Below are 26,568 nucleotides of genomic sequence, written 5' to 3'. Positions count from 1 at the left end.
TTAGGCCGCCTGCTTGCCCGACGCGGTGTCCTCCGGGGAGGCCATCGTCAGCCACCGGGCGGCTATCTCGCGGAACGCGATGACCACCGCCGGCACCTCGGCCTCTTCCGGCACCGAGAAGACGGAGTGGGTCAGCGGCCGGGAGGTCCAGGCCACCAGCACAGGCGCCAGCATCATCGGCAGGCAGACCGGCAGCAGCCAGGGCGCCTGTTCGGGAGCGATCTGGAGAACGGCGACATAGGCCAGTGCGCCCCAGACCACGACCCAGAGGCAGGCGCGCAGGGTCTGGCCCAGATGCAGGATGCCCTCTCCGCGCGCATTGGCCGGCCAGCCGCCGTCCTGCCCGGCGAGCACCTGCAGCACCGCCCGGGTCTGGTAGGCCAGAAGGACCGGCGCCAGCAGCGAGGTCAGCGCGATCTCGGTCACCACCGAGGCGAGCGCCCGTTTCGGCCCGCCATAGGCCTCGGCCCGGCCGGTCAGCACGGCCTCCGCCCAGACGGCGAATTTCGGCAGGATCAGCAGGCCCACGATCCCCAGGACCAGCGCCAGGATCTCTTGTGTCAGGTCGCTCGGGAAGACCGGAAACAGCTGGTACGGCTCGGGGAAATAGTCTGGCGGCGGCGCCAGCGCGGCAGCGGCCAGCGAGCTGAGCAGGAAACCGGCCCAGAGGAGCGAGACCAGGTAGGCGACGATCCCCTGCAGGAACACGAAACGGCTCCAGCCCGCGAGACCGGGCGCGAGAAGCAGTCGGATATGCTGCAGGTTGCCCTGGCACCAGCGGCGGTCGCGCCGGGCGTGAGAGAGCACGTTCTCCGGCCCTTCCTCGTAGGAGCCGGCGATCGCGGGATCGACCTCGACTCGCCACCCGGCCCGCGCCAGCAGCGCGGCCTCGACGTAATCGTGGCTCAGGATATGCCCGCCGAAGGGCGGTTTCCCGGCAAGCGCCGGAAGGCCGCAGCTCTCGGCGAAGGCGCGGACGCGGACGATCGCGTTATGCCCCCAGAAGGGGCCCGTCGCGCCCTGCATACGGGCAAGGCCGCGGGTGAAGACCGGGCCGTGGAAGGCCGCCGAGAATTGCATCATCCGCCCGAAGAAGGAGCGCGCACCGACGATGCGGGGCAAGGTCTGCAGCAGTCCGAGGTCCGGATCGGCCTCCATCCGGGCGATCATGTCCCGGATCGCCGCACCGCTCATCAGGCTGTCGGCGTCGAGGATCACCGCATATTCATAGGCGCCGCCTGAGCGGCGAATAAAGTCCTCGACATTGCCCGCCTTGCGGCCACGCCCGTCCTCTCGGACACGGTAGAACACCCGTCCCTGCCCGCTCACTTCACGCCGCAGCCGCTCGAAGGCCTCGCGTTCGCGCGCATTCGCCTCGGGGTCGCGGGTGTCGGAGAGAATGGCGATATCCAGCGACACGCCGGCCGCGGCGATCGAATGGTCGATGGCAGCGACCCGCGCAAAGGTCAGAACCGGATCCTCGTTGCAGATCGGAACCAGCACGACGGCCAGCGGCTGCGCACCCTGAAGGGCCGGCACGGGCCGGGCCCGCCATGGCGCAAGCCCGGTCAACGCAAGCATCACCCCCCAGCCGAGCCAGGCGGTGGTTGCAAAGATCAGGACGATGCGAAACCAGTCGAAGACGCCAACGCTGTCCTGTGCCGCGACGTCGGCCATCAGGACAGCGGCGACCAGCGCCATTGATATCGCGCCGATCAGGGCGATCAGGCGCGCGGAACGGGTCTTGCCGGACGCAGGGATCGGTTTGCGCATGTCAGGCCGACTGCCAGCCGAAGACCAGCCGCATCAGCATCGCCAGACGGCTCGAACTGCGGGGCGCCAGCACCTGTGGCGGCATCGCCAGCGGCGCTTCCGGAGGCAGGCAATCGAGCTCCGGCGCCTTGGTGTCTCTCACGGACTGTGTGTCGTTCATTTGTTTACCCATTGGTACAACCAGGTTTCGCTCAACGCGTGTCCGTATCCTTCAAGGGAGGCCTTCATCTCCACGACAGCGCCATCAGCGGCGCGCGCTTCGATGACCAGTCGCCACGAGCCTGTGTCCTCGATTCGGGACAGGACGGTCTCGACGACCTCGCCATTCTGGATACTGACATTCGGAGCAACTTTTGCCTCACCAGAAAGTTCCGCCAGGGTGCCGCCGGCGAAGTCGACGACGAATTTCCGCCGATCGGAGGGGCCATCCACCCCCGAAACGCCGCCTTTTCCGACTCGCGTGCGCAAAACCCGGGCAAGATCTGGAGATCCGTTCCCCTCGGGCGCCAGCCCCCAATACAACCTGTAGGAGAACTCCAGCTCCTCGCCGGCCTTGGTCTCGCGGCTGGGTACCCACATCGCAACGATGTTATCGTTCACCTCGAGGTCCGACGGGATTTCCAGCAGGCTCACGCTGCCCTGCCCCCAGTCGTTGAGCGGCTTCACGATGACGGAGGGCCGCTGGTCGTAATGCGCCTCCGCATCGAGATAGGTCTCAAACGCCCGGTCGCGTTGGACCAGACCGAAGGAGGCCGGGCTCTGCGCGCCGAGGAAGGAGCTGGCGAGCTGCGGCGGGTTGTTCAGCGGGCGATAGAAGGTCTCTCCCGAAGCCGTGTTCAGGACCAGCGCCTCGCTGTCGTGCACCGCGGGGCGGAAATCGTCGAAGGCGCCGGGGTCGGCACCGCCGAAAAGATACATCGAGGTCAGCGGCGCGATGCCCAGCTGGCGGATGTCCTTGCGCAGGAAGAGCCGCGCGGTCACGTCCATCTCCGTCGTCTCGCCTGGGCGGATGACAAAGCGATAGGCGCCGGTCACCGAGGCGCTGCGCAGCGCCGCGTAGAGCGTCACGCTACCGGTTCCGTTGGCGGGGCGCTCGAGCCAGATGTCGGAGAACCGTGGAAATTCCTCGCCCTCCGGCAGCCCCGTGTTGACGGCGAGCCCGCGCGCGCTGAGCCCGTAGACGCTGCCGCGCCCAAGGGCCCGAAAATAGCTAGCACCGAGGAAGGACACGAGCTCGTCGAACTTGTCTGCCCGGTTGAGCGGGGTCATCAGGCGAATGCCCGCGACGCCCGACATCTCGAAATCCGCGGGAACGTCGGTCTTCAGGTCGGAATAGATGAAATCGGCCGTGGAGAACGACATCGGACGGGCCTTACCGTCAATGATTTCATACACATGCACGGGCTCCTTGAAGAGCCACCCGAGGTGGAACGCGTTCATGTGGAAATCGGGATTGTCCGCCCAGCGGGTCCGCTCCGGGTCGAACCGGATGCGTTGGAACTCGTCGTAATCCAGCTCGGCGAGGAAGTTACCGATCTTTTCCACCTCGACCGGCGCCTCGCGGCTCTCGGCGCGCATCATCTCGGTCAGAGTGTCGAAAGAGAACGGCACGTCCGCCGGCGTCGCAACAGGCACGCCTTCGGCGGCGGGCGCGTCAGCCTGCTGGGCAAAAGCCGGAGCCCCGCCGACCAGCGAGCCGAGCGCGGCGGTTCCGAGGAGCCTTCCCAGAAAGGTACGGCGGTCCAGGCCGACCGTTTTCCCGGGGAAGGAAATCTCGTTCTTGATCAAAGGACTCTCCATCGTCGATCGCGGGTAGGTAATGCGCCATGCCGCGCTGCAGAATTGGAAATCTGCCATAGGGTCAAGCCATCGGCAGAAATCCGCCGCAACCCGTTTGGCTGCAGGCGTTTTTTTGTCAACTCCGAAAGTTCGAAGTGGTTCCCCGAAAAGTTGGAGAGACGCCGTGATCTCAAGAATTATGAATTAAATACAATGCCTTGACTGAATGTATTGAATTAGCAAAGGAGACCTTGAAACGTGCTGCCCATCACCCCTCCTCCGGGCATCTTCATCACCCACCAGCCAAGCCGATGCGTGCAATCACCGGGCTCCGCCCCGCACGCCCGATTCGCGGGCGTTCCGAACCCTCGGCGCTGCGCCTGCGAGGTCGGACTCGGCCCTTTCAGGCGATGGTTTCGATGGCGAACTGGAACAGCGAGCGGATATGATTCGCCACCGCCTTGCGCGCCGCCTTGGCATCCCGCGCCTCCAGCGCGTCCAGGATCTCGGCGTGCTGGCGCGAATCCGGCTCCAGCCGCTCGTAGAGACGGTCGATCTCGAACATCTTGGTACTGGCGCGCAGCCCGTGGATCAGCTCCGCCATGACCTTGTTGCCGCAATTCTCGATGACCAGCCCGTGCACCTCGTCGTCCGAGCGCCAGTGCGCCAGCATGTCATAGGGCCGGCGCGTCTCCACCGCCTGCAGGTTGGCCCGCGCCGCCGAGATAGCCTCCCGATCCACGCGATCGACGCAGAGCGCCGCCGCCTCGCTTTCCAGAAGCTCCCGCACCTTCAGGCTCTGCAAATACTCGCGCAGCTCGACCTTGCGCACCTGAAAGGAGCGGTTGGCCGACTTCACCAGCACGCCCTCCGCTTCCAGCCTCTGGAGCGCCTGCCGAAGCGGGGTTCGGGAAATGCCCAGCTGGTCCGCCAATTGCTGCTCGACGATCAGGCTCCCCGTGGCGAGCTCCCGCCGCTCGATCATCTCCGAAATCGCGTCATAAGCCTGCTCTGACAGCGTGCCGCGCCTCGGGAAGGCAGGAGCGATGGTGGCTTTTGCGGATTCGGGAGCGGTGTCGAGCGCGGGCGTCTGCTTCGTCATGTCGTCAACTTTCCAACAATGTCGTCACGGCAGGCACAGCGCCGGTTCCGCGATGACAATTTCATCGTTTTGAGCACGCTTCTCATCCCTGGCCCCTCTTATTCCATGGATACAAATCAAAATCTATTGCGCTCTTTCGGTGTACGGTCCGATATCTATTGTATACCGTCGGAACACGGAACTGCAAAGGATCAGTCATGAGCGACACCGCCGCCCCCGAGGCCGACAGCCAGAGCGCCATCACCTTCCTGCGCGAGATGATCGCCGCACAGCCGCGCGGCGAGGAAGCGGTTCAGCAGGTGATCGGCGCACGACTGGCGCAGGCGGGGTGCAAGGTGAGCCGCCATCACTATGACCCGGCGAGCGTCCCGGTGAAGGGAGAATTCGCCGCCGATTCCTCCCGCAACCCCGAGCAGCGCAGCGCGGTGGTCGGCACGCTGGAAGGCCGGGACGACCTGCCGAGCCTGCTGATCTTTGCCCACCCGGACGGTGAACCCGTCACCGATGCCGATCAATGGACCCACGACGCCTTTGCCGGGGAAATTGACGGTGGCCGGCTCTATGGCTGGGGCGTTGCGGACGACCTTGCGGGGTGCGCCGCTGCCGTCCTGGCGATCGAGGCCGCGGCCGCGAGCGGCCGGCCGATGGGCCGCGCGGTCTTTGCCTCGACGCCCTCCAAGCGCTATGCCCGCGGCGTCGCCGCCCTGCTCCACGACGGGCTGACCGCTGACGCGGCACTCTATCTTCACCCTGCGGAATCCGGGGTCGGCATGCGCGAGATAAAGGCGCTGGCATCCGGCCAGCTCGAGTTCCGCATCACGGTCACCGGCCAGGCACCCGACACCACCGAACCCGGCCAGACCGCGTTCTCCCACCTTGCCGCCAACCCGGTGGACAAGGCCATCCTGATCCACGGCGCGTTGATGGCCCTGGCCGAGGATCGCGCCAGACGCATCCGTCAGCCGCAGATCGAGGCGCGGGTCGGACGGGCCACCAACCTCCACATCTCCCGCATCCAGTGCGGCCAGATGACCAAGCTCGCCCGCATCGCCGATGAATGCGTGATGGGGGGAGCCCTCTCCTTCCCGCCAGGCGAGACGCTGGCGGAAGTGCAGGCCGAGGTCGAGGCCGCCGTCGCCCGCGCCTCCGAGGCCGATGGCTGGCTCAGGGCGCACCCGCCCAGGATCGACTGGCTCACCGGCGTCACCGGCGCCCATGTCCCCGAGGAACACCCGCTCTTCCAGGTGACGGCGCGCTCCGTCCGCGAGGTCACCGGCGAGCAGCCCTACGTCAACGCCATGCACACATCGAGCGACATTCGCAATCCGCCGGTCGAGGCCGGCATCCCCTGCGTCGCCTTTGGCTGCCTCTGCGGCGATCTCAGCCAGAACGAGAAACGCGACGAGTGGGTCGATGTGGCCGACTTCCTCCGCATGGTCGACGTGACCACCCGCGTCGTCACCGGCTGGTGCGGCGGCGCCGGCAAACCCTGATCCGAAACACAACAGAAAGGCCGGTCAAGCGGCCCCGCTTCACTTCAACAGAGGACCTTCACAATGATGAATACCAAAGCGACCCGGATGGCTGCGACCGTCCTTCTGACCATGACCGGCGGCGCCGCCGTTGCACAGGACTGTCCGACCGGCCTGCCAGTGGTGGAAGAAGGCAAGCTGGTCATGTCGATCAACGCCACCATCCCGCCCAAGCAGTACATCGACGCCGACGGCAACATCGCCGGCCTGCACCGCGAGATGGGCGACGAGATCGCCAAGCGCCTGTGCCTCGAGCCGGTCTACCAGAACGTCGACTTCGCCGTTCAGATCCCCGGCCTCGACGCCGACCGCTGGGACATGATCAACACCGGCCTCTACTTCACCGACGAGCGCGCGGGCTTCATGCAGCTGGTGCCCTACTCGGTCAACGCGCTGGCGCTGATCTCCGCCGCCGGCAACCCGCTGGGCGTGAGCGAGCCCAAGGACCTGGCCGGCCATGCCGTCGGCGTCGAGATCGCGGGCTTCGAGGAGAAGAAGCTGAACGAGATCAACGACGCCCAGGTGGCCGAGGGGCTGGAGCCGATGGATATTCGCGCCTTCAACACCTACGGCGAGACCTTCCTCGCGCTCGGCGGCGGCCAGATCGATGCGGTCTTCGCCGGTGACGCGATCGGCTCCTACTACCAGGAGAAGGGCCAGTTCACCAAGGCCGCGACCGGCCTCTATCCCGGCACCCCCGGCGCCTTCGCCTTCGACGAGCCGGACCTGGCGCAGGCCGTGGCCGATGCGCTGAACGCGATGAAGGCGGACGGCACCTACGATGCGATGATGGAAGCCTACGGCACCACCAAGATCGACGTCTGGGACCGCTGGCCGGGAGAGTTCACCTATTTCTACACCGGCGACTGATCGTTTCGGACAACCGATCGAAACGCGGGTGGCGCGGGCGCGCCACCCCATACCCTGAAGGGGGGTTCTCATGTCCTGGAGCTGGGACCATTTCATGCGTTTCCTGTTCAGCGATTACATGCTGCACGGGGTCTGGACCACGATCTGGCTGTCGATCGTCGCCATGGTGCTGGGCTGTTCGCTCGGCGTCGTCGTTGCCTTCATGAAGATGTCGAAGACCTGGATCCTCCGGCAGACCGCGAACGCCTACATCTGGGTGTGGCGCGGCACGCCGCTGCTGGTCCAGATGGTCATCATCTACACCGTGCTGCCCAAGGTCGGGATCCGTCTCGGCGTAGTCGAGAGCGCCATCGTCGCGCTGTCGCTGCATGAGGCCGCCTATTTCGCCGAGATCGTGCGCTCGGGCGTGCTGTCGGTGAACCGGGGTCAGGAGGATGCGAGCCGCGCGCTCGGCATGACCTGGTTTCAGCGGATGCGCTACGTCATCATCCCGCAGGCCACGCGGATCATCATCCCGCCGCTGGGCAACCAGTTCAACCTGATGATCAAGACGACCTCGCTTGCCTCGGTCATTTCGATGGAAGAACTGTTCCGCCGGACCCAGCAGCTCGCGCAACTCTAGTTCAAGGTGCTGGAGGCCTACATGTGCGCGGCTTGCTGGTACCTGCTGATGACCACGGTCTGGGGCCTGATCCAGAAGCAGCTCGAGGCGCATTACGACAAGCCCTTCGGTCCCGTCTCCGATCCGAACGAAAAGAAGTCCGATCCGGTCCTGAGTGGCCAGGCGGCCCAGGTCTGACATGGGAGACGATGACATGACCCGCATGGAAACAGACGTGGTCCCCGACGCGCCGGCCAAGCCGCGCGAGCTCGGGCCGCCCATCGTCGATATCCGCAACGTCGAGAAGCGCTTCGGCTCCAACCACGTCCTGCGGAACGTCAGCCTGACGGTGCGGCAGGGCGAAGTTGTGGTGATCGCCGGCCGGTCCGGCTCCGGCAAGTCGACCCTGCTACGTTGCATCGATCACCTGGAAACCATCGAGGGCGGCACCATCCACGCCTGCGGCGAGCTGATGGGATACCGTCAGGACGTCCTGGGCAAGAAGACCGAGCTGAGCGACCGGCGCGTCGCCCGGCAGCGGCGCAACATGGGCATGGTGTTCCAGTCCGTCAACCTCTTCCCGCACCTGAACGTGCTGCGCAACATCACGCTCGGTCCGGTCAAGATCATGGGTGAGGATCCCGCGAAGGCCGAGACCCATGCCCGGGATCTGTTGCAGCGGGTCGGGCTGCCCGAGAAGGCCGACGCCTATCCCAGCCAGCTCTCCGGCGGCCAGCAGCAGCGCGTTGCCATCGCCCGCGCTTTGGCGATGCGCCCGCAGGTCATGCTGTTCGACGAGCCGACCTCGGCGCTCGATCCCGAGATGATCTCGGAGGTCCTCGACGTGATGATCGACCTGAGCCGCCAGGGCATGACCATGATCGTCGTGACCCACGAGATGGGGTTTGCCCGCGCCGCCGCCGACCGGGTGCTGATGATGGCAGACGGCGTGATCGTCGAGGAGGCCCCGCCCGAGGATTTCTTCACCAATCCTCAGAGCGAGCACACCCGGCTCTTCCTGTCGAAGATCCTTTAACGAGAGGGCGGCGTCGTGATCCGGACGGTACTTGGCGACGTGTCGGCAGACACGGTCGGGCCAGCGCTCATGCACGAACACCTGCTGTTCGACATCGTGCCGCCGCAGGTCGACGGCGATCGCGACGCCGGGATCGCTCTCGAGGATCGCTGGCAGGTGGATTACCGGTCCAACGAGACCCCGGCCAATGCACACCAGACGGACGCCGACGTGGCAGCGCGCGAACTGGCGCTCTATGCCGCCGATGGCGGCAGTCTGCTGGTGGACCAGAGCGTTTTCGGCCTAGCCCGTGACGCCGATGGGCTGGCCCGCGCCTCCCGCGCCAGCGGCGTGCATGTAGTTGCCTGTGCCGGAACCTATGTCGAGGCCTTCGTGGACAGCGCAACGCGCGCGCTGAGCGCGGAGGCGCTGGCCCATCGCTTCACGCAGGAGGTGACGGAGGGGCTCGACGGCACGGAGATCCGCGCCGGGCTGATCGGCGAGATCGGCTGCTCATGGCCGTTGACCGATTTCGAGACCCGCGCGCTGGAGGCCGCGGCCGAGGCGCAGCAGCGCAGCGGAGCCGCCATCAGCTTGCACCCCGGCCGGCACGAAACGGCCTGCGCCCGGATCCTCGACATCCTCGCAGCCAGCGGCGCGGACCTCTCCCGGGTGATCCTCTGCCACATGGACCGCACCCATTCCGATGGCCATGGCATCCTTCCGCTGCTGGAGCGCGGCTGCGTGGTGGAATGGGATTTCTTCGGCATCGAGCAATCGCATTACTGGATGACCGACGCGGTGGAGCTTCCGACCGATCTCGGCCGCCTTCGCCTGATCCGGGAGCTCGACCGGCAGGGATTTGGCGCGCAGATCACCATCTCCCATGACATCTGCACCAAGACCCGCCTGCGCCAATGCGGCGGGCACGGATACGGACACATCCTGCGCAACGTCCGTGCGCTCATGCTGCGGCTGGATTTCCGGCCGCCCCTGATCGACGCGCTGCTACGCGATACCCCACTCAGATTGCTGAACTTGAAGGAGACCCCGCAATGAAGACAGGCTTCCGCGGTACATTTTCCGTGATGGTCACCGCCTATGACGACGCGGGCGCTTTCGACCCTGCCCGGATGGCACGCTACACGGACTGGCAGGTGACTGAAGGGATCCACGGGCTGATACCGCTGGGTTCGACGGGCGAGTTCCTGTCGCTGACGGTGAATGAACGCGAGGCGGTGGCCCGCTGCGTCGTCGATACGGTGGCCGGCCGCGTTCCCGTGCTGATCGGCGCCGGTGCAGAGCGCACCGAGGACGTGATCGAGAACTGCCGCATGGCGGAGGCGGTCGGCGCCGACGGGGTGATGATCATCCCGCCCTTCTACTCGACCCCGACCGAGGATGAGCTCTATCGTCACTATGCCCGCATCAGCGAAGCGACGGACCTGCCGATCATGCTCTACAACAACCCGGCCACGGCCAATGTCGACCTGACCCCGCCCATCGTGGCGCGGCTCTCCACGCTCAAGGGCGTCGACTACATCAAGGAAAGCACGATGGACGTGACGCGGGTGCGCGACATCATCGACCTGTGTGGTGACCGGATGTGCGTCTTTGGCGGGATCATGGGGTTCGAGAGCTTCGTGAACGGCGCGCAGGGCTGGGTCGCGGTCGGCTCCAACATCCTGCCGCGGGAATGCGCTCGGCTCTTCACCCTGACGGCCGACGCGCAGGATTACGATGCCGCGCGCGAGATCTATGCGCGGATCCTGCCGGTGATCCGGCTGGTCGGCGGGCATCGCTACGTCTCCGCCACGAAGAAGGCGCTGGAGCTGATGGGACTGCCAACTGGCGATCCGCGGTCCCCGCGCCTGCCTCTGCCCGAGGCGGACATGCCGGAGCTGCTCGCTGCGCTGAAGGCGGTGGGCCTGCTGGAAACCGTCGAGGCCTGAGCTTCATGCGCTTCACCTGGAATGGCGCGCCGCTGGAGGCCCGCCCCGGCGACAGCATCGCGGCCGCGTTGACCGCGGCGGGGATCCGCAAGCTCGGCTCGGGTTGCGCCGGTCAGGATCGCGCGATGTTCTGTGGCATGGGGGTCTGCCAGGACTGCGCCGTCCAGGTGGATGGTCAGGTGGGCCGGCTGGCCTGCATGACCAAGGTCGAACCGGGCATGGACGTCCACCAGCAGGACGACCTCACCACCCTGCCCGGCCGATGGGCCGGAGAGGCGACCCCGCCGGCGTCCCTGACGGTGGACTGCGTGATCGTCGGCGCCGGGCCGGCCGGCCTGCGCGCCGCGCTGGCCCTGGTGCAGGCGGGCTTGCGCGTGCAGGTGCTCGACGAGCGCGACGCCACGGGCGGACAGTTCTACAAGCCCCGCACCGAGGGGTTTCGCGCCGACACGCCCCCCGGCGCACAACACCGCGCCGGCACCGCCCTGCGCGCGGCCATCGAGGCCGCAGGTGTACCAGTCGCGCAGGGACAGATCGTCTGGCATGCCCGCGCGGGCGAACAGTTCATCCTGCGCAGTCACGGGGAGACCGCTGGCCTCGAGATCACCGCGCGCATCGTTTTGCTGGCGACCGGCGCATACGAACTGCCGCCGATGGTGCCGGGGTGGACGCGGTCCAACGTCCTCAGCATCGGCGGCGCGCAGACGCTGGTCCGGCGCTACGGCGTGCTGCCGCCGGCCCCTGTGCTGATCGCCGGGAACGGCCCCCTCGGCTGGCAACTTGCGGACGAGATCCTGCAACTCGGCGGCAAGGTCGCGGCCCTGGTCGAACGGGCCCGGCTTCGCGGCCCCGGCGCGCTTCTGAGGGCCGGGATGGCCTCGCCCGAATTGATCCTGAAGGGGGTGCAGCAAAGGCTCGGGATGGTCCGTGCTGGCGTGCCCGTTCTGACGGGCTGGGAGGTGACGGAGATCACGGAGGCAGGGGCGCTTGTCGCGCCCGTCACCGGCGGAGAGGCCCGCTTGATCGCGGCCGGGACGGTCTGCATCGGCGAAGGCCTTGCTCCGCAGCTCGACCTGGCGCGCCTGCTGGGGGCCGACCTCTCACCAGATCCACGCAATGGGCTGCCCGTCCCGACACGAACGTCGGACGGGGCCACCTCGGTCCCCGGTCTCTGGATCGCCGGCGATGCGGGCGGCATGGGGGGCGCGCCCGCCGCGGAGGCCCAGGGCGCGCTGGCGGCCGCCGCCATCGCGCGCCACCTCGGGCTGGAAACGCCGCCGGCCAGCGCCGCGCGGCTACACCGGGCGCAGCGCTTCCAGGCCGCGCTCTGGACGCTCTTCGACGCCCCCCGCCGTGCGCCCTGCCCGGACACGACCATGATCTGCCGCTGCGAGGCGGTCGATGCGGGGCGGCTGCGGGCCGCGATGCGCGACGGCGCCTGCGACCCCGGTGCGCTCAAGCGGGCGACCCGGATGGGCATGGGCCGCTGCCAGGGGCGGTACTGCCTGCCCGCCGCGCAGCGGCTGCTGGCAGAGGCCGGGCAGCCGACCGGCCCCGAACGGCTCTTCGCCCCGCAGGTCCCCGCCAAGCCGGTGCCCGTCTCCGCCCTCGGCATCGAGAAGCCGGAATGGGGCGGCCACAGGGAAAGCGCCCCGGCCGCGCGCCCCGGCACGCCGCCCGAGGCCCACCTGGCACAGGAGACAGCCGACCTCTTGGTGATCGGCGGCGGCATCACCGGCATCTCCGCCGCGCTTTTTGCCGCCCGCGCAGGCGCGCGGGTCACGGTGCTGGAGCGCGGATGGCTGAACGCAGAAGCGTCGGGCGGTAACGCCGGCAGCCTGCATCTGCAGCTGCTGTCCTGGGACTTCGGCCAGAAGGCCGTGGGCGGCGGGGATCTGCAACTGCGCACCCTGCCCCTTCAGCAGGAATCCATCGCGCTCTGGGCCGACCTGCAACAGAGCCTCGGCGCGGATTTCGAGATGGCGACGACCGGCGGCCTGATGGTGGCCGAGACCGAGGCGCAGATCCCGTTCCTCGAACGCAAGGCCGAGGCCGAAGCGCGGGTCGGCATCCGGACCGAGATCATCGGCGCAGACCGGCTGCGACAGATCGCGCCGGAGATTTCCGACCGGATGGTCGCTGCCGCCTGGTGCCCCGGCGAGGGCAAGATCAACCCGCTCGCCGCCTCGCTGGCGCTGATCGCCGAGGCCCGCGCACGCGGCGCAGTGTTCGAGGAACAGGCCCCCGTCACCGCGATTGCGCGAGATGGAACGGGCTACGCAGTCCAGACGCCGCGCGGGACCATCCGCGCGCCGCGCATCCTGATCGCGTCCGGGGGCTGGTCGTCGCAGATCGGCCGCATGCTGGGTGCGGAGATCCCGCTAAAGGGCGCGCCTCTGCAAATGGTGGTCACCGAGCGCACCGCGCCGATCCTGCCCTGCCTCGTCGCCCATGTGGACCGTCACCTGACCATGAAACAGACCCGGGCCGGTACGATCCTGATCGGCGGCGCCTGGACTGCGGAGACCGGCCCTGCCGGGCAATCCCGCGTGCTACCATCCAGCCTCGAAGGCAACCTCTGGATCGCCGCCCGGACGGTCCCCTCGGTCGGTGGCCTGCGGGTGCTGCGCAGCTGGGCCGCGATGAACATCGACATCGACGGTGCGCCGCTGATCGGCGCCCTGCCCGGCCACCCCGGCATCACCGTCGCCGCCACCGCCAACGGCTACACGCTCGGCCCCTTCATGGGGCGCGAAGCCGCGGCCGCCGCGCTTTCCGGGCAGCTCCGGCAAGATCTCGCGGCATTCTCCTTCGAACGCTTCCAATCCTGAAGAAAGGCAAACCATGACCAAGCTGAAGATCCATGCCGGCCCCTACGAGTTCGACGCCGTGCTCGAGGAGGAGGCCGCGCCCAAGACCTGCGAGGCCTTCCGCAAGACCCTCCCCTACACCAGCCAGATCGTCCACGTCCGCTGGAGTGGCGAGGGCGTCTGGATTCCGCTCGGCGACCATGATTTCGGCGTCACCTACGAGAACCACACCTCGCACCCCGCGCCGGGCCATTTCATCCTCTACCCCGGCGGCATCTCCGAGACCGAGATCCTGCTGGCCTACGGCGGTGTGGATTTCTCGTCCAAGATGGGCCAGCTTGCCGGCAACCACTTCATCACGATCACCAGCGGCCACGAGAACCTCATGAAGCTCGGCAACCTGGTGCTGTGGGAAGGGGCCAAGGAGATCCGTTTCGAGTTGGCCTGAGCGTCCGGCATCGCGGCGCCGGACACCCTCGGCTTTGCCTGCCCCTCCGATGGGCGGCAGACCCAGACACATCCCCGCTCCGGGGCGCCCCGCGTCCCGGAGGCGCGTGCAAACGCCCTCGCTTCCTGCCCTACCGGCCTCGCTGCCACATGGCCGCAGGCATGAGCATCACCTGGCCTGACGGATTCGGCCTCTCCCTTCGACCTGACGATCGACCAAGCGAAGAACGGGCAGAGCAGATTCCGTAAACCATCGCGCATCGGTCTTGAGCTCACGGCGCTGCGCCTCTCCAACCGCGGCCTACACGATAACGGCTTGCAGGCGCGGGGCGTGGAGCAAGTACGGCTGCGATACCTGGCCCACCAGATCACCCGAGCCACCACCCACCTCGTCTGCCCGGCCCACCAGCGCGGCCATGTGCGCATTACCTGGCGCGCATGCTCCTTCATGGACGCACATTCCGACCAGCCTCCGACCGTGGATGACTGCGCAGAGACGGAGAGGACATTCCGGCGAACCATTTACAGGCCATTCCGGGTAGTAATGGGCCAACCGCGGCATGTGCATTTGCGGACGATACGTGTGGACCGCATGCTGCGGACGCTCTTGCGGGCCGGTAATGGCCGAATGTCCGTTACCCGGGCGCCAGCGTCTCAGGACCGGACCAGACTGGACAGGTGTCCGGAAGCTATCGGACCTGTTCGGAGAACTGCCCCTCGCAGACATTGGCAGGCGCACCACGGCTTCATCCCCCCCCTCCCGGATGACTTGCTGGCGACGTCGGAAATCCGCACAGCGGCTGAATTGCGCACGATCTGAATTGATCGGAACCTTACCGCGTTCTTCGATCGCGCAGCGTGTCTCTGCTGCTTAGGAATGGAGATCGCCTCGCTGCGCGCCCAGTTCGAACCGCTCTACGAGGTGACCTGGATCATGGGCGACGACGAGGCACTCCCGTTCCCCGGCTACAATGACGCGTTCGCCGCTTTCGACAGCCAGGATGCGGCGAACCTGAACGGCACCAGGGCCAAGGACGCCGAGATGCTCGCCGGGGAATACGCCCGGGCGGAGGCGTGGCTTTCAGATCGAGAAGGGTCTCGAGGTGAACCCGTTGAAGGTCGGCATGGTCGGCGCCACCGATGCGCACATCGGCATGGCGACTGCTCAGGGGGACAGCTTCTACGGCATGCACTCCAGCGGCGCGCCGGAGCCGGGCACTGGCGGGCGCGAGGCGGTCTGGCCGCGCGAGAACACGCCGGCCGCGAGATTTGACGCCAAGATGCAAAAGGATACATTCGCGACCTTCGCCTCTTGGGCGCTGGTCCGGGTCTTCGCGGAGCGGCATATTCATCCATGCCGATACGCCCAGCCGCCGCCTTCCGGCCGATCTGGACATTCCAACGGCGTCCCAATGGGCGGCAAGCTCCTCGAGACCGGCAATACGGTGGACATCGCCAACGCCACCTGGACCAACACATTCGGCGCCCCGGACCTGATCGGCGTCTGGGAGGATCCGGATTTGGACTACGAGTAGCCCGCCTTCTGCGACACCCCGGCGATCGAGATCCCCACGCCGCGCTGGACGGTCTGCGAGATCAAGCGGTTCGGCATAGCCATGTCCGACGAGGTGCCCAAGATGATCGACGAACGCGCCTGTTTTGCCGATCTGGGACATGCATTCGGCCGAATGAAGCGGCCGGAGCCGCGGCGCGCGCTCTGTGCCGCGGCTCTATGCCAAGTCTGACAGAAGGCGCCTCCGTGCAAGACGCACCAAACGGTCACGCATCAAGGCGCATCTCCCTACTCTCTACACATTCTGGGTCGAGACTTGGGTCACCTGCCGGGCCGGTTCCAACTCCGCGCCGGCAGGGCGGATGAACCGAAGGGATCGGAAACGGATGGTCAGGCTCGAGATCGCCTCGCGGACCAGCGCTCGTGCAGGACGCACGACCAAGGGGCACACGCCCTTGCACACGGCGGTTCTCTGCGATGCCGAGACCGGTCTGACCTGGACGCTCGCTACCTGCCCTGGCCGGCTCGACTGGTACGACGCCCTTGCCTGGGTCAACGAATACAACGCGGACGCCCGTTTCGGCTTCACCGACTGGCGTCTTCCGAACGCGGCTGAACTTGCCCACGTCAAGCGGCGCTTTCCCGGCATCTACCCGGACAGCGGCGCCGCGATCATCACCCTTCTGCCGGCGGCCATGACGGACGAGCCGGCGCAGACACCGCTCCAGACCTCTCCCACTCACGGACCCCGATTGCAGAACGCGGCAAGCAAGCCCGCGAGCGACCGGGTAAAAAATCTCTGGAGCCCTGTCCAGGGCGGCTGCGCCCCCCGAACTCCAACCGCAGCCCGCCCTGGACACGAGATTACCCCAAGCCCGCACACCACGATCGGCCGCCGGATCTTTGACCGGGTGCCATTGGTTCGCAACACAGGCACCCGGCTTCCGGCCTGATCCATTGCATGGAGCGCGCTTCCCCATCGCGCGCCATGCAATGCGATCTATCCAAGCAACGGCCAGGCGTCGAAGGGCTGCTTCTCCAGCTGCATTGTCCCGTCCTCGCCGCGATGGATGTTGATCCAGGCACGCCAGTCCTCTTCATCGGTTTCGGGGTAGTCGAGGCGGTAGTGGCTGCACCGGCTCTCGGTGCGCATCAGCGAGGCGCGCAGCTTCATCTCTGCGGAAACGATCATGTTCGCCGTCTCGTGCGCCAGGCGCAGCTCGTGCAGGTCGCCCGCGCGCAGCATCGGCACATAGTGGTCGCGCAGCTCTTCCACATAGGCCAGAGCGGCTCGCATCAGGCTCTCTTTCTTGATGTAGAGCACGAAGTTGGGGATCATGATGCCCTGCAGCGTCTGGGTCACCCAGGTCGGGCCATAACCCGCCTTGCGCATGAGCGGCGCGAGCATCTCCGCCCTGATCCCGTCCAGCCGGACCGAAGGCACCTCGGCAAGGTCGACCACGCGCGCGTAACCCGCAGCCGCCTCTCCGGCAATCGCCCCCTGAACCGCCGAACCGGCCAGCGAGGAACCGATCTGGGTGTAGATCCCGCCCGCCATGTGCGAGCCGAGCGCGTCCCCGGCAGCGTAGAGCCCCGGAACCGTCGAGGCCCCGCGGTCGTCGACCGGCACCAGCCCCTCGGATTTGTGGATGGCCATGCCGGCGGAGGCGCCGCCCATCTGCCCGCCCTGCATCGGACCGGGCCCGCCGCCCTTGCCGCCCGGCGGCGGCGGACGCCGGTCCATGCCGCCGCGCTCAGGCGGGCCGCCCTCGCCTTCCGGCCCTGCTGGCCCACCTGGCCTGCGCCGGAATTCCTCGGGCGTCACCGGCCCGCCGCTGACTGCCGCGGTGTCGACACTGGCCGGCGGTCCGCCCGCCAGCGGATTCCCGGTCCGGTATGCGACATAGTTCATGTCGACCCCGAGGTCGTGGTGGATCTCCACCCCGTTGGTCCCGGGCACCCGTTCGAACATGTCGCCCCAGGCGTCGAAACAGGCGGCGGGGTTCGTGGAACGAGTGACATGGCCGTCGTTCCATTCCTTCCCGGTCACCCAGGCGCCGATGCGGTAGGCCATGACCGTTCCGTCGTGGGTCAGGTCGCAAACCGGGAAGCCATTCGGCTTGAAGCCTCCCGCCCCGGTGCAGAGCACCACGGCGCGGGCGCGCAGGGTGATGACCTCGCCCACGCCATCGAGGCTGAAGCCCACGGCGCCGGCGATCCGGCCCGCCTCGCGGATCAGGTGGGTGACCATGACCCGCTCCAGCTGCGCGATGCCGCGGGCCGCGATCGGCTTTAGGAACGGTCGATGCGATAGCGTCTGATCGAAGAAGCCCCAGTCGCGCAGCTCTCGGGCTCGCTTCAACGCATGCTCGGCCAGCTGCCGGGTGAAGACAGGATTGTTGGTCCCGAGCGCCGAGCGCGACACGCCGTCGACAAAATCGTCGATGCTGCCGCTCTCCGTCTCCGGATCGAAGACGAAGAACCCCTTGGCAAAGGGTGTCATGCCGGAGGCGCCGAGCCGCCCCTTCGAGACCATCAACACCCGCGCCCCGGCATCGTGGGCCTTAACGGCAGCGAACAGGCCAGCCATGCCGCCGCCGATCACCAGAACATCGGTTTCATGCGCGGTGCCGTCTATGGCGGCGGTATCGATCCGGGACGGGTTCTCGGCCCAGCCGGCGCCGAACCCGGCCGCGGCCAGTCCAGTGGCCGCTCCGGCGAGACCGATGAAGGTACGGCGGCTCGGGTTGGCGGAGATGTCTGAACGGCTCATGAGGAAACTCCCTGGACAAAGCGCGCAAGCCGCGAGCGTTCGGACAGATAGAGGCGAAGCAATACGGCGATACCCACAGCCGCGAGCATCGCGAGGAAGCCCCCCAGCAGCAGGCCGGTGTGCCGCCCAAGTTCGATCGCGTGCCAGAGCCCGATCACGACAAAGCCGATTGCTATGCCGCCATGCAGGTAGCGCCACGCGCGGTAGCGGATCCCATGCCGCCGGATCAGCCACATCCGCCAATAGGCGGCGGCGCCGAGCAGCACCATCAGTGCCCAGGCGACAAGCCCGAGGACCACGCCAAGGCTCTCGAAATCGGTGAGCATCGTTAACAGCGCGTCAAGCGGCCGGACCCCGGCTTCGAAATAGCGCGGCAGGACGATCAGGAAGGGATGCACGGCGAGCAGCGCAATGGCGATGTAGCCCACCACCCTGTGCACGCGCTGCACCGCAGGCGCCCTGAAGAGGCGCAGTACGATGGGCAGGCTGCGGGCGAGGAAGAACTGCGCAAACACCGCAACAAGGGCCAACACTGTCAGCACCGACAGCCCCTCTTTCAGCAACGAGCGGCGCGGCACGTCCGCCGCAAAATGCAGAACGACCGGGAGCAGAACGAACATGCGAAGGGCCGCGAAAAGGACGAGGGCTTTCGGATCGCGTTTTATGTTCATCCCCAGGCGACGATCACGGGGATGGATTTCTCCGGCGCCATTTCGATCGCGTCGACGGGGCAGTACATCCGGCACAGGTGACAGATCTGGCAATCTGCAGGATAGGCGATGACCGCCTTGCCGTTGCCTGGGTCGAGGCGAAGCACATCGCAGGGGCAGGATTTCACGCATTCCCCGCAGCCGATGCAGCCGTGAATGCTCTTGATTGTCATGGTCGGACCACCCTCCGAAACGTCGCTTGGACAGACGGCGCTGTCCGGTGACTTCCGAAGTCTGCGAGCACGCGCACTGGCCGGACAGCGGCTGAGTCGAGTCTGGCAGTCGAATGTGCAGAGAGGACGAAGTTTGGAGAACTAAGGCAATGACTTAAAATGGCGCCGCAAGGCACTGAAAGACAGTCTGTTAAACGGGATGCGCTTCACCACACGGCACGCAGTTGAAAGCCCCTGACTGCGCCGCCCACGGCTTCTTCGCAATCTGCGCTGCAATATGCCGTCAGCCGGCGGCGGTCAGTCTGCCGCCGCGACCCCGTCCATCTGCCTGTGGTGCTCTTCGATCCGCAGGACTTCGCTGCGCGAGCCGAGGACAACGGGCGTACGCTGGTGGATCGAGGTCGGCTGGACCTCGAGGATCCGTGCCCGGCCGGTCGAGGCGATCCCGCCCGCCTGCTCTATCAGGAAACCCATCGGGTTGGCCTCGTAGAGCAGCCGCAGCTTGCCGCCGGTCGCGCGGTTGTCTCGGTCCTCCGGATAGAGGAAGACGCCACCGCGCGTCAGGATGCGGTGAATGTCGACGACCATGGACCCGCTCCAGCGCATCCCGAACCGCTTGCGCCGAGGCCCAGCCTCGCCTTCGAGGCACTCCTCGATATAGCGGCGCACCGGCGCGTCCCAGTCGCCGAAGCGAGAGGCGTTGATGGAGAATTCCGCACTTTCCTCAGCGACCTTCATGTGGCCGGAGACGATCCGGAATTCCCCGGTACCGAGGTGGTTGACGAATTCATGCACCCCGTGACCGAGCGTGAGCACCAGCGTCGTAGCGGGGCCGTAGATCGAGTATCCGGCGCAGATCTGCTCGGTGCCCGGGCGCAGAACGGAGGCGACGTCGCCGGCCGCGATGGCCTCGGGCAGTTGCACGATCGAGAAGATCGAGCCGACGGAGAGGTTGACGTCCAGGTTGGACGAGCCGTCGAGCGGGTCGAAATAGACGATGTAATCGCCTGCCGCCGGGCTGTCCTTGAGCCAGATGACCTCCTCGACTTCTTCAGAGACCAGCGCCGCCACCCGGCTGCAGTTGCGGATATGGTTGACAAACTGGTCGTTGGCGAAAATGTCGAGCTCCTTCTGGGTCTCGCCCTGCACGTTCTTGGACGCCGCGCTGCCGAGCGTGCCGAAGAACGCCCCGTTCCGGATCGCGAAGGAGATCTCGCGGCAGGCGGTGGCAATGTCTTCGAGCAGGAAGACGAGATCCTTCTCGACCCCGTGGGTGCGGTATTCCTGCAGCAGGAAACGGCGGAGGGTCAGTCGGTCGTAGAACATCGTGGCTCCTTTTCTGGAGGCAGGCCGCCCAAGGGCCGGCCGTGTGATCGATCGTGACCCCTCGCATCAGCCTCGGGGCGCAAGCGGCGGAAAGCAAGATAAATTTCCGAGCCGGCGGAAACCGGCCCGGAGGCATCACGCCGTGTAGATCGAACCGGCCGTAAGTTCGTTCTTCAGCGGCTCGCCGGCGAGGAAACGGCGATAGTTCTCGGCGATCAGCTCAACCGCCCTTTCGTCGCGGTCCGGCTCGCGCGGAGAGGTGTGCGGGGTGACGATGACGTTCGGCAGGCGCCAGAGCGGGCTTTCGGCGGGCAGCGGTTCCTGCGCGAACACGTCGAGCCCGGCGCCGGCGATCCGTGCGGTTTCGAGCGCACGGATCAGGGCGGGCTCGTCAATGACATTGCCGCGCGCGATATTCACGAGATGCGCGGTTGGCTTCATCAGCGCCAGCTCCGCCGCGCCGATCATCCCGTGCGTTGCGTTGGTCAGCGGTACGGCCAGTACCACGTAATCCGACCGGGCCAGCATGTCCCCAAGGCTCCCGCCGCGCTCCTCACAATAGATCTCGTGGACGCCGGGGACCGCCTCGCCATCGCGGCGGCGAAAGCCCAGCACGTTCATCCCCATCGCCTCGCAACGCACCGCCAGCGCCTTGCCGATATGACCCAGCCCGACGATCCCGACGGTCTGCTTGTAGAGGCTGCGAAGGTGCTGGCGGCCGGACTTCTCCCATGCCCCGCGCCTCTGACTGTCGAAGAGGTCCATCGCCCGGCAGGAGAGCGCCAGCATGAAGAAGAGCGCATGCTCGGCCAGCGTTTCCACCGAGTAGCCGGCCGAACCAGAGAGCCGTATCCCGCGCTCCAGGATTTCGGGCCGCGCCACGCGGTCGAGCCCGGCATGGGTGATGTGAACCCACTCGAGCCGGCGTCCCTTGATTTCCTCGGGCGCCGGAAGCTCGGCGAGGATAGCGACATCGGCCCGGTCCATCGCCTGTTTCAGCCCGTCGAGGTCTCCGGTCGCGACGCGGATGACGGTCGCCGGCGCGAATATCTCGCGGATCCGTTCCCACAGCGGACCTTCGTATTCCACGTTGGTGACGACATCGGTGATCCCGTCCCTGTCTGCCATGCTGCTCTCCCCTCGACGGCCTCAGTAGTTCCAGAGCGTTCCGTCTTCGAGACGGGCGACGGGCAGGCTTCCGGGCTTGTAGCTATACCGCGCCGCTTCTTTCTCGTCGAAATCGATCCCGAGGCCCGGCGCGTCGCTGACATGAAACAGCCCGTCCTTGAGGTAATGCTCCGAGGGAAAGAGCGCATCGCACTCCGGCGTGCCCAGCACCAGGTATTCCTGGATGCCGAAATTCGGCGCCCAGACGTTCAGATGCGCCTGCGCCGCCATGCAGATCGGCGAATGGCTCGGGGCGCCGTGAAAACCGGTGCGGACGTGGTGCATCGCCGCCAGATCGACGATCCGCCTCGCGTGGGTGATGCCGCCGACATGGCTCACGGCCACGCGGATGAAGTCGATCAACTCGTTCTCGATCAGCTTGTTGCAATCCCAGATCGAGTTGAACACTTCGCCGATGGCGATCGGCACCGTGGAATGCTGCCGCAGCAGGCGCAGCGCGTCCTGATCGTCGGCCGGTGTCGGGTCTTCCAGCCAGTAGAGCCGTACCGGCTCCACCGCCTTGGCGAATTCCGCCGCCTCGCGCGGCAGCAGGCGGTGGTGCACGTCGTGCAGGATCTTGAGGTCGGGGCCGAAACGGTCGCGGATCTCGGCCAGCGCGCCGGGCATGTAGCGCATGTAGAGATCGGTGTCCCAGATCTCTTCCTTCGGGATGATGCCGCTGAAATCGGTAATGTAGTTGCGGTTCTGCCCCTTGCCCTCTGAGACGCCGTAGCTGGCGCTCGGCATGCCCGGCACGCCGCATTGTACCCGCACTGCCTTGTAGCCCTGCTCAACGTAATAGGAGATCGAGTCCATCAGGTCCTCGAGATCGGAGCCGGTGGCATGGGCATAGACCAGCGCCCCCTCCCGGCTCTTGCCGCCGAAGAGCTGGTAGAGCGGCAGCCCCGCGATCTTGGCCTTGATGTCCCAGAGCGCCATGTCGACGGCAGCAAAGACGGTCATCGCCAGCGGGCCGCGCCGGAAATAGGCGCCGCGGTAGAAGAACTGCCAGATGTCCTCGCTGTTGCGCGGATCTTTCCCGATCAGGTTCGGGACGGTGTAGTCCTGCAGGTAGGCCGCCGTCAGGGTCTCTCGCCCGTTGATCGTCGCATCACCGAGGCCGTGGATGCCCTGATCCGTCTCGATCTTGAGCGTGACGTAGTTTTTTCCGGGCCCGCCGACGAACACTTTTGCACTGGTAATCTTCATGGGGCGACCTCTGTCTTGTCTGTTGGCGGGGCGCCGCGCGCCGGTGCGCGGCGGCCCCTTGATACCGGCCTCGCTCAGGCCAGCGAGGACACGTCCGTCCAGTTGCTGTTCTTCCGGATCAGGTCGATCAGTTGCTGGTACTGGCTGCCTTCCTGAAAGGTCGGATAGGGCTCCACGGTCTCGCCACGGATGTCGTTGACGAATTCCCGCGCCAGGTAGTGCCAGCACTGCTCGGTCTCGCCCTTCACGTCGGGGATGCTGGCGGCGATGTCCTGCGGCAGAGGCACCTCGTTCCAGCTCTTGTCGGCGCCGTAGAGGTAGAGCTGGCCGCTGCCGTAATGCCCCTTGATGTAGATCGCGCCCTTGGTGCCGTAGAACACGATGTGATCCTCGTGGAACCGAGGCACCAGCCCGCCGTGCTTGAAGAGCACCGAGACGGGCTGCTTCGCGAAGGGGCTCTCGAGTTGCGCGAGCACCGTGTAGGACCATTCGACATTGCTCTCGCCCCACTTGAGCGAGGGGTCGTTCAGGTCCTTGGGGATGAAGTTCCGCCGGGTGGCGAAGTTGTGCACGCCCTCGACGATGGGCGCGCGGCCAAGGTCGTCCCGCACCTCGCCGATGATCGACAGGATCTTGTCGCCGACGACGGAGGTCGCGATCGACAGGGTGTGGGTGAAATTGTTGTTGAGCCGGCCGCCGCCATCCTCCTTGCGGTGGGACCAGCCAAAGGGGATCTCCCGCTCGAGGTTGAAATGCGAGATGCACTCGACCTCGGTCGGCTCGCCGATCGCCCCCTCGGCGACCAGGCGCTTCGCGTGCAGAACGGAGGGCGAATACCGGAAGCTCGCGGCATAGGCCGTCTTGACGCCCTTGGCCCTGGCCAGTTCGTATAGCTCCACCGCGGTCTCGCCGCTCTCGGTCATCGGCTTGTCGACGAAGACGTGGCAGCCGGCGTCCAGTGCCTTCTTGATCGGCTCGTAATGGGCGCCGCCTGGCGTCGCGATCGAGACGATGTCGGGTTTGCAGGTCTCCAGCGCTTCCTGCCAGTCGGTGCCGCCGAAGGGGATGCCCATCTTCCCGGTCACCTCGGACACCACATGCGGCGTGCGGCCGACCATGCCCACGACCTCAACGCCCGCACCGCGGAAGGCATCCGCATGACCCTGCCCGGCAAAGCCGGTTCCGGAGACGAGGACGGTCAGCTTCCGCTTGCCTGCGTCTTCGGACTTGCTGGGCGTGGCGTCATTCGTGGCGGTGGGCGACATGGGGGTATCCTTGGGTCTGGTGTTGCAAACGTGCGGAGTGGCGCTCCCGCCGCCATGCAGCGGGAGCGCCGGTGTCTGGATCAGCCGCCGTACTGACGGGTGTAAGCCGACTGCATGACCTCGAGCACGTCGCCCATGCCCATGCGATCGAGCTGGGCGAGGTAATCGTCCCACTCGGCTTCGACATCGGAGGCGCCGAGGATCCAGGCCTGCTGCTTCTCGAGCATGTAGGTCTGGGCGGCGGAGTAGTACTTGTCGTAGACCTTCTGCTCTTCCTCGTTGAAGGCAACGCCGAGGAAGTCCTCGATCAGGTAATCGCCGGCCTCGTAGAGCGCGATGCCTTCGAGCGCCTTCTCGTTGGTCCACTGGATCTCGTAGCGATAGTCCTGGTAGTAGCCGCGCGCAGCGAGCTGCCCGCCGATCTCGTAGAGCTGCGAGTTGATTGGCCGGCCGTTGCTCAGGAACTCTTCCTTGAACACCGGTTCGCCGTCGATGACGTCATAGGTCAGCCCCTCGACACCGAAATTGGCCATCTCGCGGCCTTTGCCACCGAACCAGAAGTCGAAATACTTGATGGTCTCGACCGGGTGCTGGTTGGTGGCGCTGATCGCCCAACCGTCCGGCTTGACCGGGATCCGGCGGTGTTCTTCCATCTGCACGCCCGAGATCGAGGCCGGCGGCACGAAGGCGCGGAAATCGAAGCCCGGCACCTTCTCCTGCAGGACGTCGTTATAGCCGGCGGTGGAGGCGAACCAGTCGTGGGTGGACCCGCCAAGATTCTCGGACAGCAGGTATTCACGCGAGGAGGAGCCGCGGGTGAAAACCTCGGCGTCGATCAGGCCTTCCTTGTACCACTTGGCGAGGTTCTTGATGCCTTCGCGATACCCTTCGCCCATGTAGGGATGCCGTATCTGGCCATCGTCGACATAGAAGTCGTGGTAGGTGTCCGAGCCGGAGGAACGGCCGTCCCACAGCGTCACCAGGCGGATCAGCTCTTCCCACTGGCGGGCAAAGAAGGGCACTTCGTCCTTCTGGCCGTTGCCGTTCGGATCCTGGTTCCGGAAAGCAGTCAGAACCTCGTAGAACTCGTCCACCGTTCCAGGAACCTCGAGGCCGAGCTTGTCCAGCCAGTCGTAGCGGATGAAATATCCCCGGCCGAATTTGCCGTCCGGCGTGTAGGGGAGATAGTAGATATTGCCGTCAGCCGCCGTGATGGCCGACTTGATCTTGGGGTTCGCCTCGAACAGCGCCTTCACGTTGGGCGCATGCTCCTCGATCAGATCGTTGAGCGGAACGAAGGCGCCCTGCGGGCCGTACTGGTTCACGAAATCCTTGATCAGATAGGAGCCGACGATGTCGGGCAGCTTGCCTGTCGCCAGCAGCAGGTTCATCGCCTCTTCGCTGTTGGTGGAGTTCGAGCCGACCGTGGCGTTCTTGAGGTGGATACCGGTGATTTCGCGGGCTTTCTGCTCGATCGGCCAGTCTTCCTCGTACTTGGTGTAGAGATAATGGTGCAGGTGCACCGTCAGCTCCAGCGGCTCGTCGACGATCCGGAGGTCGTCATTGGCCCAGGCCGTCGAAACGCTGCAGAGCGCCGAAGTTGCCAGAGCAAAGCCTGTAAGTCTTGCAAATCGCATGGATTCCTCCCTTGGGTTTTCTGCGATGTAGAATGTATTTGCCTACGTCGGGCAGCGCAGAACTGCCGCAACCTGCGCCATCAGTCGTCTTCGGGCGCCTCGATCGTCCCGAGCATTGCCTTGTCCCGGAACAGCACGCTGATCTGCTGCTCCAGGTCGCCGATATGAGCGCGCAGCGCCGCCTCGGCCCTGTCCGGGTCCTGCGCCCGGATCGCCTCGACGATCGCGCTATGCTCCGCGAGGATCTCCGGCCCGTTGACGACCCCGTGCAGCCGCCGGACATGGCGGGCCCGGTTCACGTCGAACTGGGTGCGGCGCGCCGTGGTCCAGGCGTCCCCGAACCCCGCCATCTCGAAGAGCTGGAAGTGAAACCCCTCGTCGAGACGGAAGAGGCTCTCGTAATCCTCGCTGGCGACGGCCTTGGCCTGTTGCGCCAGCATCCTGTCGAGGATCTTCAAGCCCAGCTTCGCGTTCGGCGAACAGGCCGCCGCACGGACCGCGCCAAGTTCGAGCTGAAGCCGGATGAAGCACGCCGTCCTGTAGCGTTTCACCGAGATTTTCGTCACATATGTCCCGCTCTGCGGAACAATCTTTACAAGTCTGATCTCGTCCAGCCGGATCATCGCCTCGCGCACGGGCGTCTTGCTGGCCGAGAGCGCTGCCGCGATCTCCTTCTCCGAAAGCCGCTGCCCTGGGCGCAGCTTCACCGAGACGATCAGGTCGCGCAGGATGTCGAACACCTGAAAAGTGATATTCTTTTCAGGATCCAGGCGGACTCCGACAAGCAACTCGGAAATCGTCGGGGTCGGCTCCGGCAGCGTCGACAGCTTTCCCGCTCGCTCCTGCACAACGCCCTCCCCGCGTTTCGTCCGAATGTCGGGATCGGCTGGTTCCGAGAACAGCCTCTCCCCCTG

23 protein-coding genes and 2 pseudogenes are annotated in these 26,568 nt (G+C 66.2%); 12 read left to right on the top strand and 13 right to left on the bottom strand.

Going from position 1 to position 26,568, the window contains the following annotated elements:
• The 4 genes from mdoH to ACFQ2S_RS07805 all read right to left on the bottom strand — a co-directional run bounded on the left by mdoH (window position 1) and on the right by ACFQ2S_RS07805 (window position 4,654).
• Window positions 1–1,773 carry a glucans biosynthesis glucosyltransferase MdoH gene (gene mdoH, locus ACFQ2S_RS07820; protein WP_386073894.1) on the bottom strand — a complete coding sequence of 591 codons (1,773 nt, stop codon included), beginning with the start codon at window positions 1,771–1,773 and terminating at the stop codon, window positions 1–3.
• Window position 1,774: 1 nt separating this feature from the next.
• On the bottom strand, window positions 1,775–1,933 hold the full coding sequence (locus ACFQ2S_RS07815) for a hypothetical protein (RefSeq protein ID WP_386073893.1): 159 nt from the start codon (window positions 1,931–1,933) through the stop codon (window positions 1,775–1,777).
• Window positions 1,930–3,561 (bottom strand): glucan biosynthesis protein, encoded by a 1,632-nt coding sequence (locus tag ACFQ2S_RS07810; protein ID WP_386073892.1) that lies wholly within the window; start codon window positions 3,559–3,561, stop codon window positions 1,930–1,932. Before ACFQ2S_RS07810 ends, ACFQ2S_RS07815 begins: the two co-directional genes overlap by 4 nt.
• Before the next feature lie 394 nt (window positions 3,562–3,955).
• Window positions 3,956–4,654 (bottom strand): GntR family transcriptional regulator, encoded by a 699-nt coding sequence (locus ACFQ2S_RS07805; protein WP_386073891.1) that lies wholly within the window; start codon window positions 4,652–4,654, stop codon window positions 3,956–3,958.
• A 197-nt stretch (window positions 4,655–4,851) separates the two neighbouring features.
• On the opposite strand from ACFQ2S_RS07805, the gene ACFQ2S_RS07800 reads away from it, so the two are divergent.
• The 12 genes and pseudogenes from ACFQ2S_RS07800 (at window position 4,852) to ACFQ2S_RS07745 (ending at window position 16,347) form a co-directional block, all read left to right on the top strand.
• Window positions 4,852–6,147 carry a M20 family metallopeptidase gene (locus ACFQ2S_RS07800; RefSeq protein WP_386073890.1) on the top strand — a complete coding sequence of 432 codons (1,296 nt, stop codon included), beginning with the start codon at window positions 4,852–4,854 and terminating at the stop codon, window positions 6,145–6,147.
• Between the two features lie 63 nt (window positions 6,148–6,210).
• On the top strand, window positions 6,211–7,056 hold the full coding sequence (locus tag ACFQ2S_RS07795; protein WP_089232184.1) for an ABC transporter substrate-binding protein: 846 nt from the start codon (window positions 6,211–6,213) through the stop codon (window positions 7,054–7,056).
• A 70-nt stretch (window positions 7,057–7,126) separates the two neighbouring features.
• On the top strand, window positions 7,127–7,678 hold the full coding sequence (locus ACFQ2S_RS07790) for an amino acid ABC transporter permease (RefSeq protein ID WP_386073889.1): 552 nt from the start codon (window positions 7,127–7,129) through the stop codon (window positions 7,676–7,678).
• 21 nt (window positions 7,679–7,699) lie between these two features.
• Window positions 7,700–7,855 carry a hypothetical protein gene (locus tag ACFQ2S_RS07785; RefSeq protein ID WP_386073888.1) on the top strand — a complete coding sequence of 52 codons (156 nt, stop codon included), beginning with the start codon at window positions 7,700–7,702 and terminating at the stop codon, window positions 7,853–7,855.
• Window positions 7,856–7,880: 25 nt separating this feature from the next.
• Window positions 7,881–8,693 carry an amino acid ABC transporter ATP-binding protein gene (locus tag ACFQ2S_RS07780; RefSeq protein WP_449369413.1) on the top strand — a complete coding sequence of 271 codons (813 nt, stop codon included), beginning with the start codon at window positions 7,881–7,883 and terminating at the stop codon, window positions 8,691–8,693.
• A gap of 15 nt (window positions 8,694–8,708) precedes the next feature.
• Window positions 8,709–9,731, top strand: coding sequence for a phosphotriesterase family protein (locus ACFQ2S_RS07775; RefSeq protein ID WP_386073887.1), 1,023 nt, complete (start codon window positions 8,709–8,711; stop codon window positions 9,729–9,731).
• A complete protein-coding gene (locus tag ACFQ2S_RS07770) occupies window positions 9,728–10,624 on the top strand; it encodes a dihydrodipicolinate synthase family protein (RefSeq protein ID WP_386073886.1) in 897 nt (298 codons plus the stop codon). The genes ACFQ2S_RS07775 and ACFQ2S_RS07770 overlap by 4 nt, the downstream gene beginning before the upstream one ends.
• Window positions 10,625–10,629: 5 nt before the next feature.
• On the top strand, window positions 10,630–13,455 hold the full coding sequence (locus tag ACFQ2S_RS07765; RefSeq protein ID WP_386073885.1) for an FAD-dependent oxidoreductase: 2,826 nt from the start codon (window positions 10,630–10,632) through the stop codon (window positions 13,453–13,455).
• Between the two features lie 13 nt (window positions 13,456–13,468).
• A complete protein-coding gene (locus ACFQ2S_RS07760; RefSeq protein ID WP_089232190.1) occupies window positions 13,469–13,882 on the top strand; it encodes a DUF3830 family protein in 414 nt (137 codons plus the stop codon).
• Window positions 13,883–14,758: 876 nt separating this feature from the next.
• Window positions 14,759–14,938: pseudogene (locus ACFQ2S_RS07755) on the top strand (DUF3604 domain-containing protein); the annotation flags it as partial.
• A gap of 25 nt (window positions 14,939–14,963) precedes the next feature.
• Window positions 14,964–15,626 (top strand): annotated as a pseudogene (locus ACFQ2S_RS07750) (DUF3604 domain-containing protein); the annotation flags it as partial.
• A gap of 154 nt (window positions 15,627–15,780) precedes the next feature.
• The gene (locus ACFQ2S_RS07745) at window positions 15,781–16,347 is read left to right on the top strand and encodes an Lcl C-terminal domain-containing protein (protein WP_386073884.1); all 567 of its coding nucleotides are present in this window, start codon (window positions 15,781–15,783) and stop codon (window positions 16,345–16,347) included.
• Window positions 16,348–16,394: 47 nt separating this feature from the next.
• On the opposite strand, the gene ACFQ2S_RS07740 is transcribed toward ACFQ2S_RS07745, so the two are convergent.
• The 9 genes from ACFQ2S_RS07740 to ACFQ2S_RS07700 all read right to left on the bottom strand — a co-directional run bounded on the left by ACFQ2S_RS07740 (window position 16,395) and on the right by ACFQ2S_RS07700 (window position 26,502).
• Window positions 16,395–18,167, bottom strand: coding sequence for an FAD-binding protein (locus tag ACFQ2S_RS07740; protein WP_386073883.1), 1,773 nt, complete (start codon window positions 18,165–18,167; stop codon window positions 16,395–16,397).
• The gene (locus tag ACFQ2S_RS07735) at window positions 18,164–18,787 is read right to left on the bottom strand and encodes a ferric reductase-like transmembrane domain-containing protein (RefSeq protein ID WP_386073882.1); all 624 of its coding nucleotides are present in this window, start codon (window positions 18,785–18,787) and stop codon (window positions 18,164–18,166) included. The genes ACFQ2S_RS07740 and ACFQ2S_RS07735 overlap by 4 nt, the downstream gene beginning before the upstream one ends.
• A gap of 47 nt (window positions 18,788–18,834) precedes the next feature.
• Window positions 18,835–19,050, bottom strand: a complete 216-nt coding sequence (locus tag ACFQ2S_RS07730) for a 4Fe-4S dicluster domain-containing protein (RefSeq protein ID WP_386073881.1) — start codon at window positions 19,048–19,050, stop codon at window positions 18,835–18,837.
• 297 nt (window positions 19,051–19,347) lie between these two features.
• Window positions 19,348–20,376 carry a class 1 fructose-bisphosphatase gene (locus ACFQ2S_RS07725; RefSeq protein ID WP_386073880.1) on the bottom strand — a complete coding sequence of 343 codons (1,029 nt, stop codon included), beginning with the start codon at window positions 20,374–20,376 and terminating at the stop codon, window positions 19,348–19,350.
• Between the two features lie 135 nt (window positions 20,377–20,511).
• Window positions 20,512–21,504 (bottom strand): D-2-hydroxyacid dehydrogenase, encoded by a 993-nt coding sequence (locus ACFQ2S_RS07720; RefSeq protein WP_386073879.1) that lies wholly within the window; start codon window positions 21,502–21,504, stop codon window positions 20,512–20,514.
• Between the two features lie 21 nt (window positions 21,505–21,525).
• Window positions 21,526–22,752, bottom strand: coding sequence for a D-mannonate dehydratase ManD (manD, locus tag ACFQ2S_RS07715; RefSeq protein ID WP_386073878.1), 1,227 nt, complete (start codon window positions 22,750–22,752; stop codon window positions 21,526–21,528).
• A 74-nt stretch (window positions 22,753–22,826) separates the two neighbouring features.
• Window positions 22,827–24,017 (bottom strand): Gfo/Idh/MocA family protein, encoded by a 1,191-nt coding sequence (locus ACFQ2S_RS07710; RefSeq protein WP_386073877.1) that lies wholly within the window; start codon window positions 24,015–24,017, stop codon window positions 22,827–22,829.
• An 80-nt stretch (window positions 24,018–24,097) separates the two neighbouring features.
• A complete protein-coding gene (locus tag ACFQ2S_RS07705; protein WP_386073876.1) occupies window positions 24,098–25,654 on the bottom strand; it encodes an extracellular solute-binding protein in 1,557 nt (518 codons plus the stop codon).
• A gap of 80 nt (window positions 25,655–25,734) precedes the next feature.
• Window positions 25,735–26,502 (bottom strand): GntR family transcriptional regulator, encoded by a 768-nt coding sequence (locus tag ACFQ2S_RS07700; RefSeq protein ID WP_386073875.1) that lies wholly within the window; start codon window positions 26,500–26,502, stop codon window positions 25,735–25,737.
• Between the last annotated feature and the right edge of the window lie 66 nt (window positions 26,503–26,568).

It is taken from the genome of Tropicimonas aquimaris (assembly GCF_042676185.1).
GTDB lineage: Bacteria > Pseudomonadota > Alphaproteobacteria > Rhodobacterales > Rhodobacteraceae > Tropicimonas > Tropicimonas aquimaris.
The sequence above is the reverse complement of the archived record's forward strand: the minus strand, read 5'-3'. Positions and strand labels throughout refer to the sequence as shown.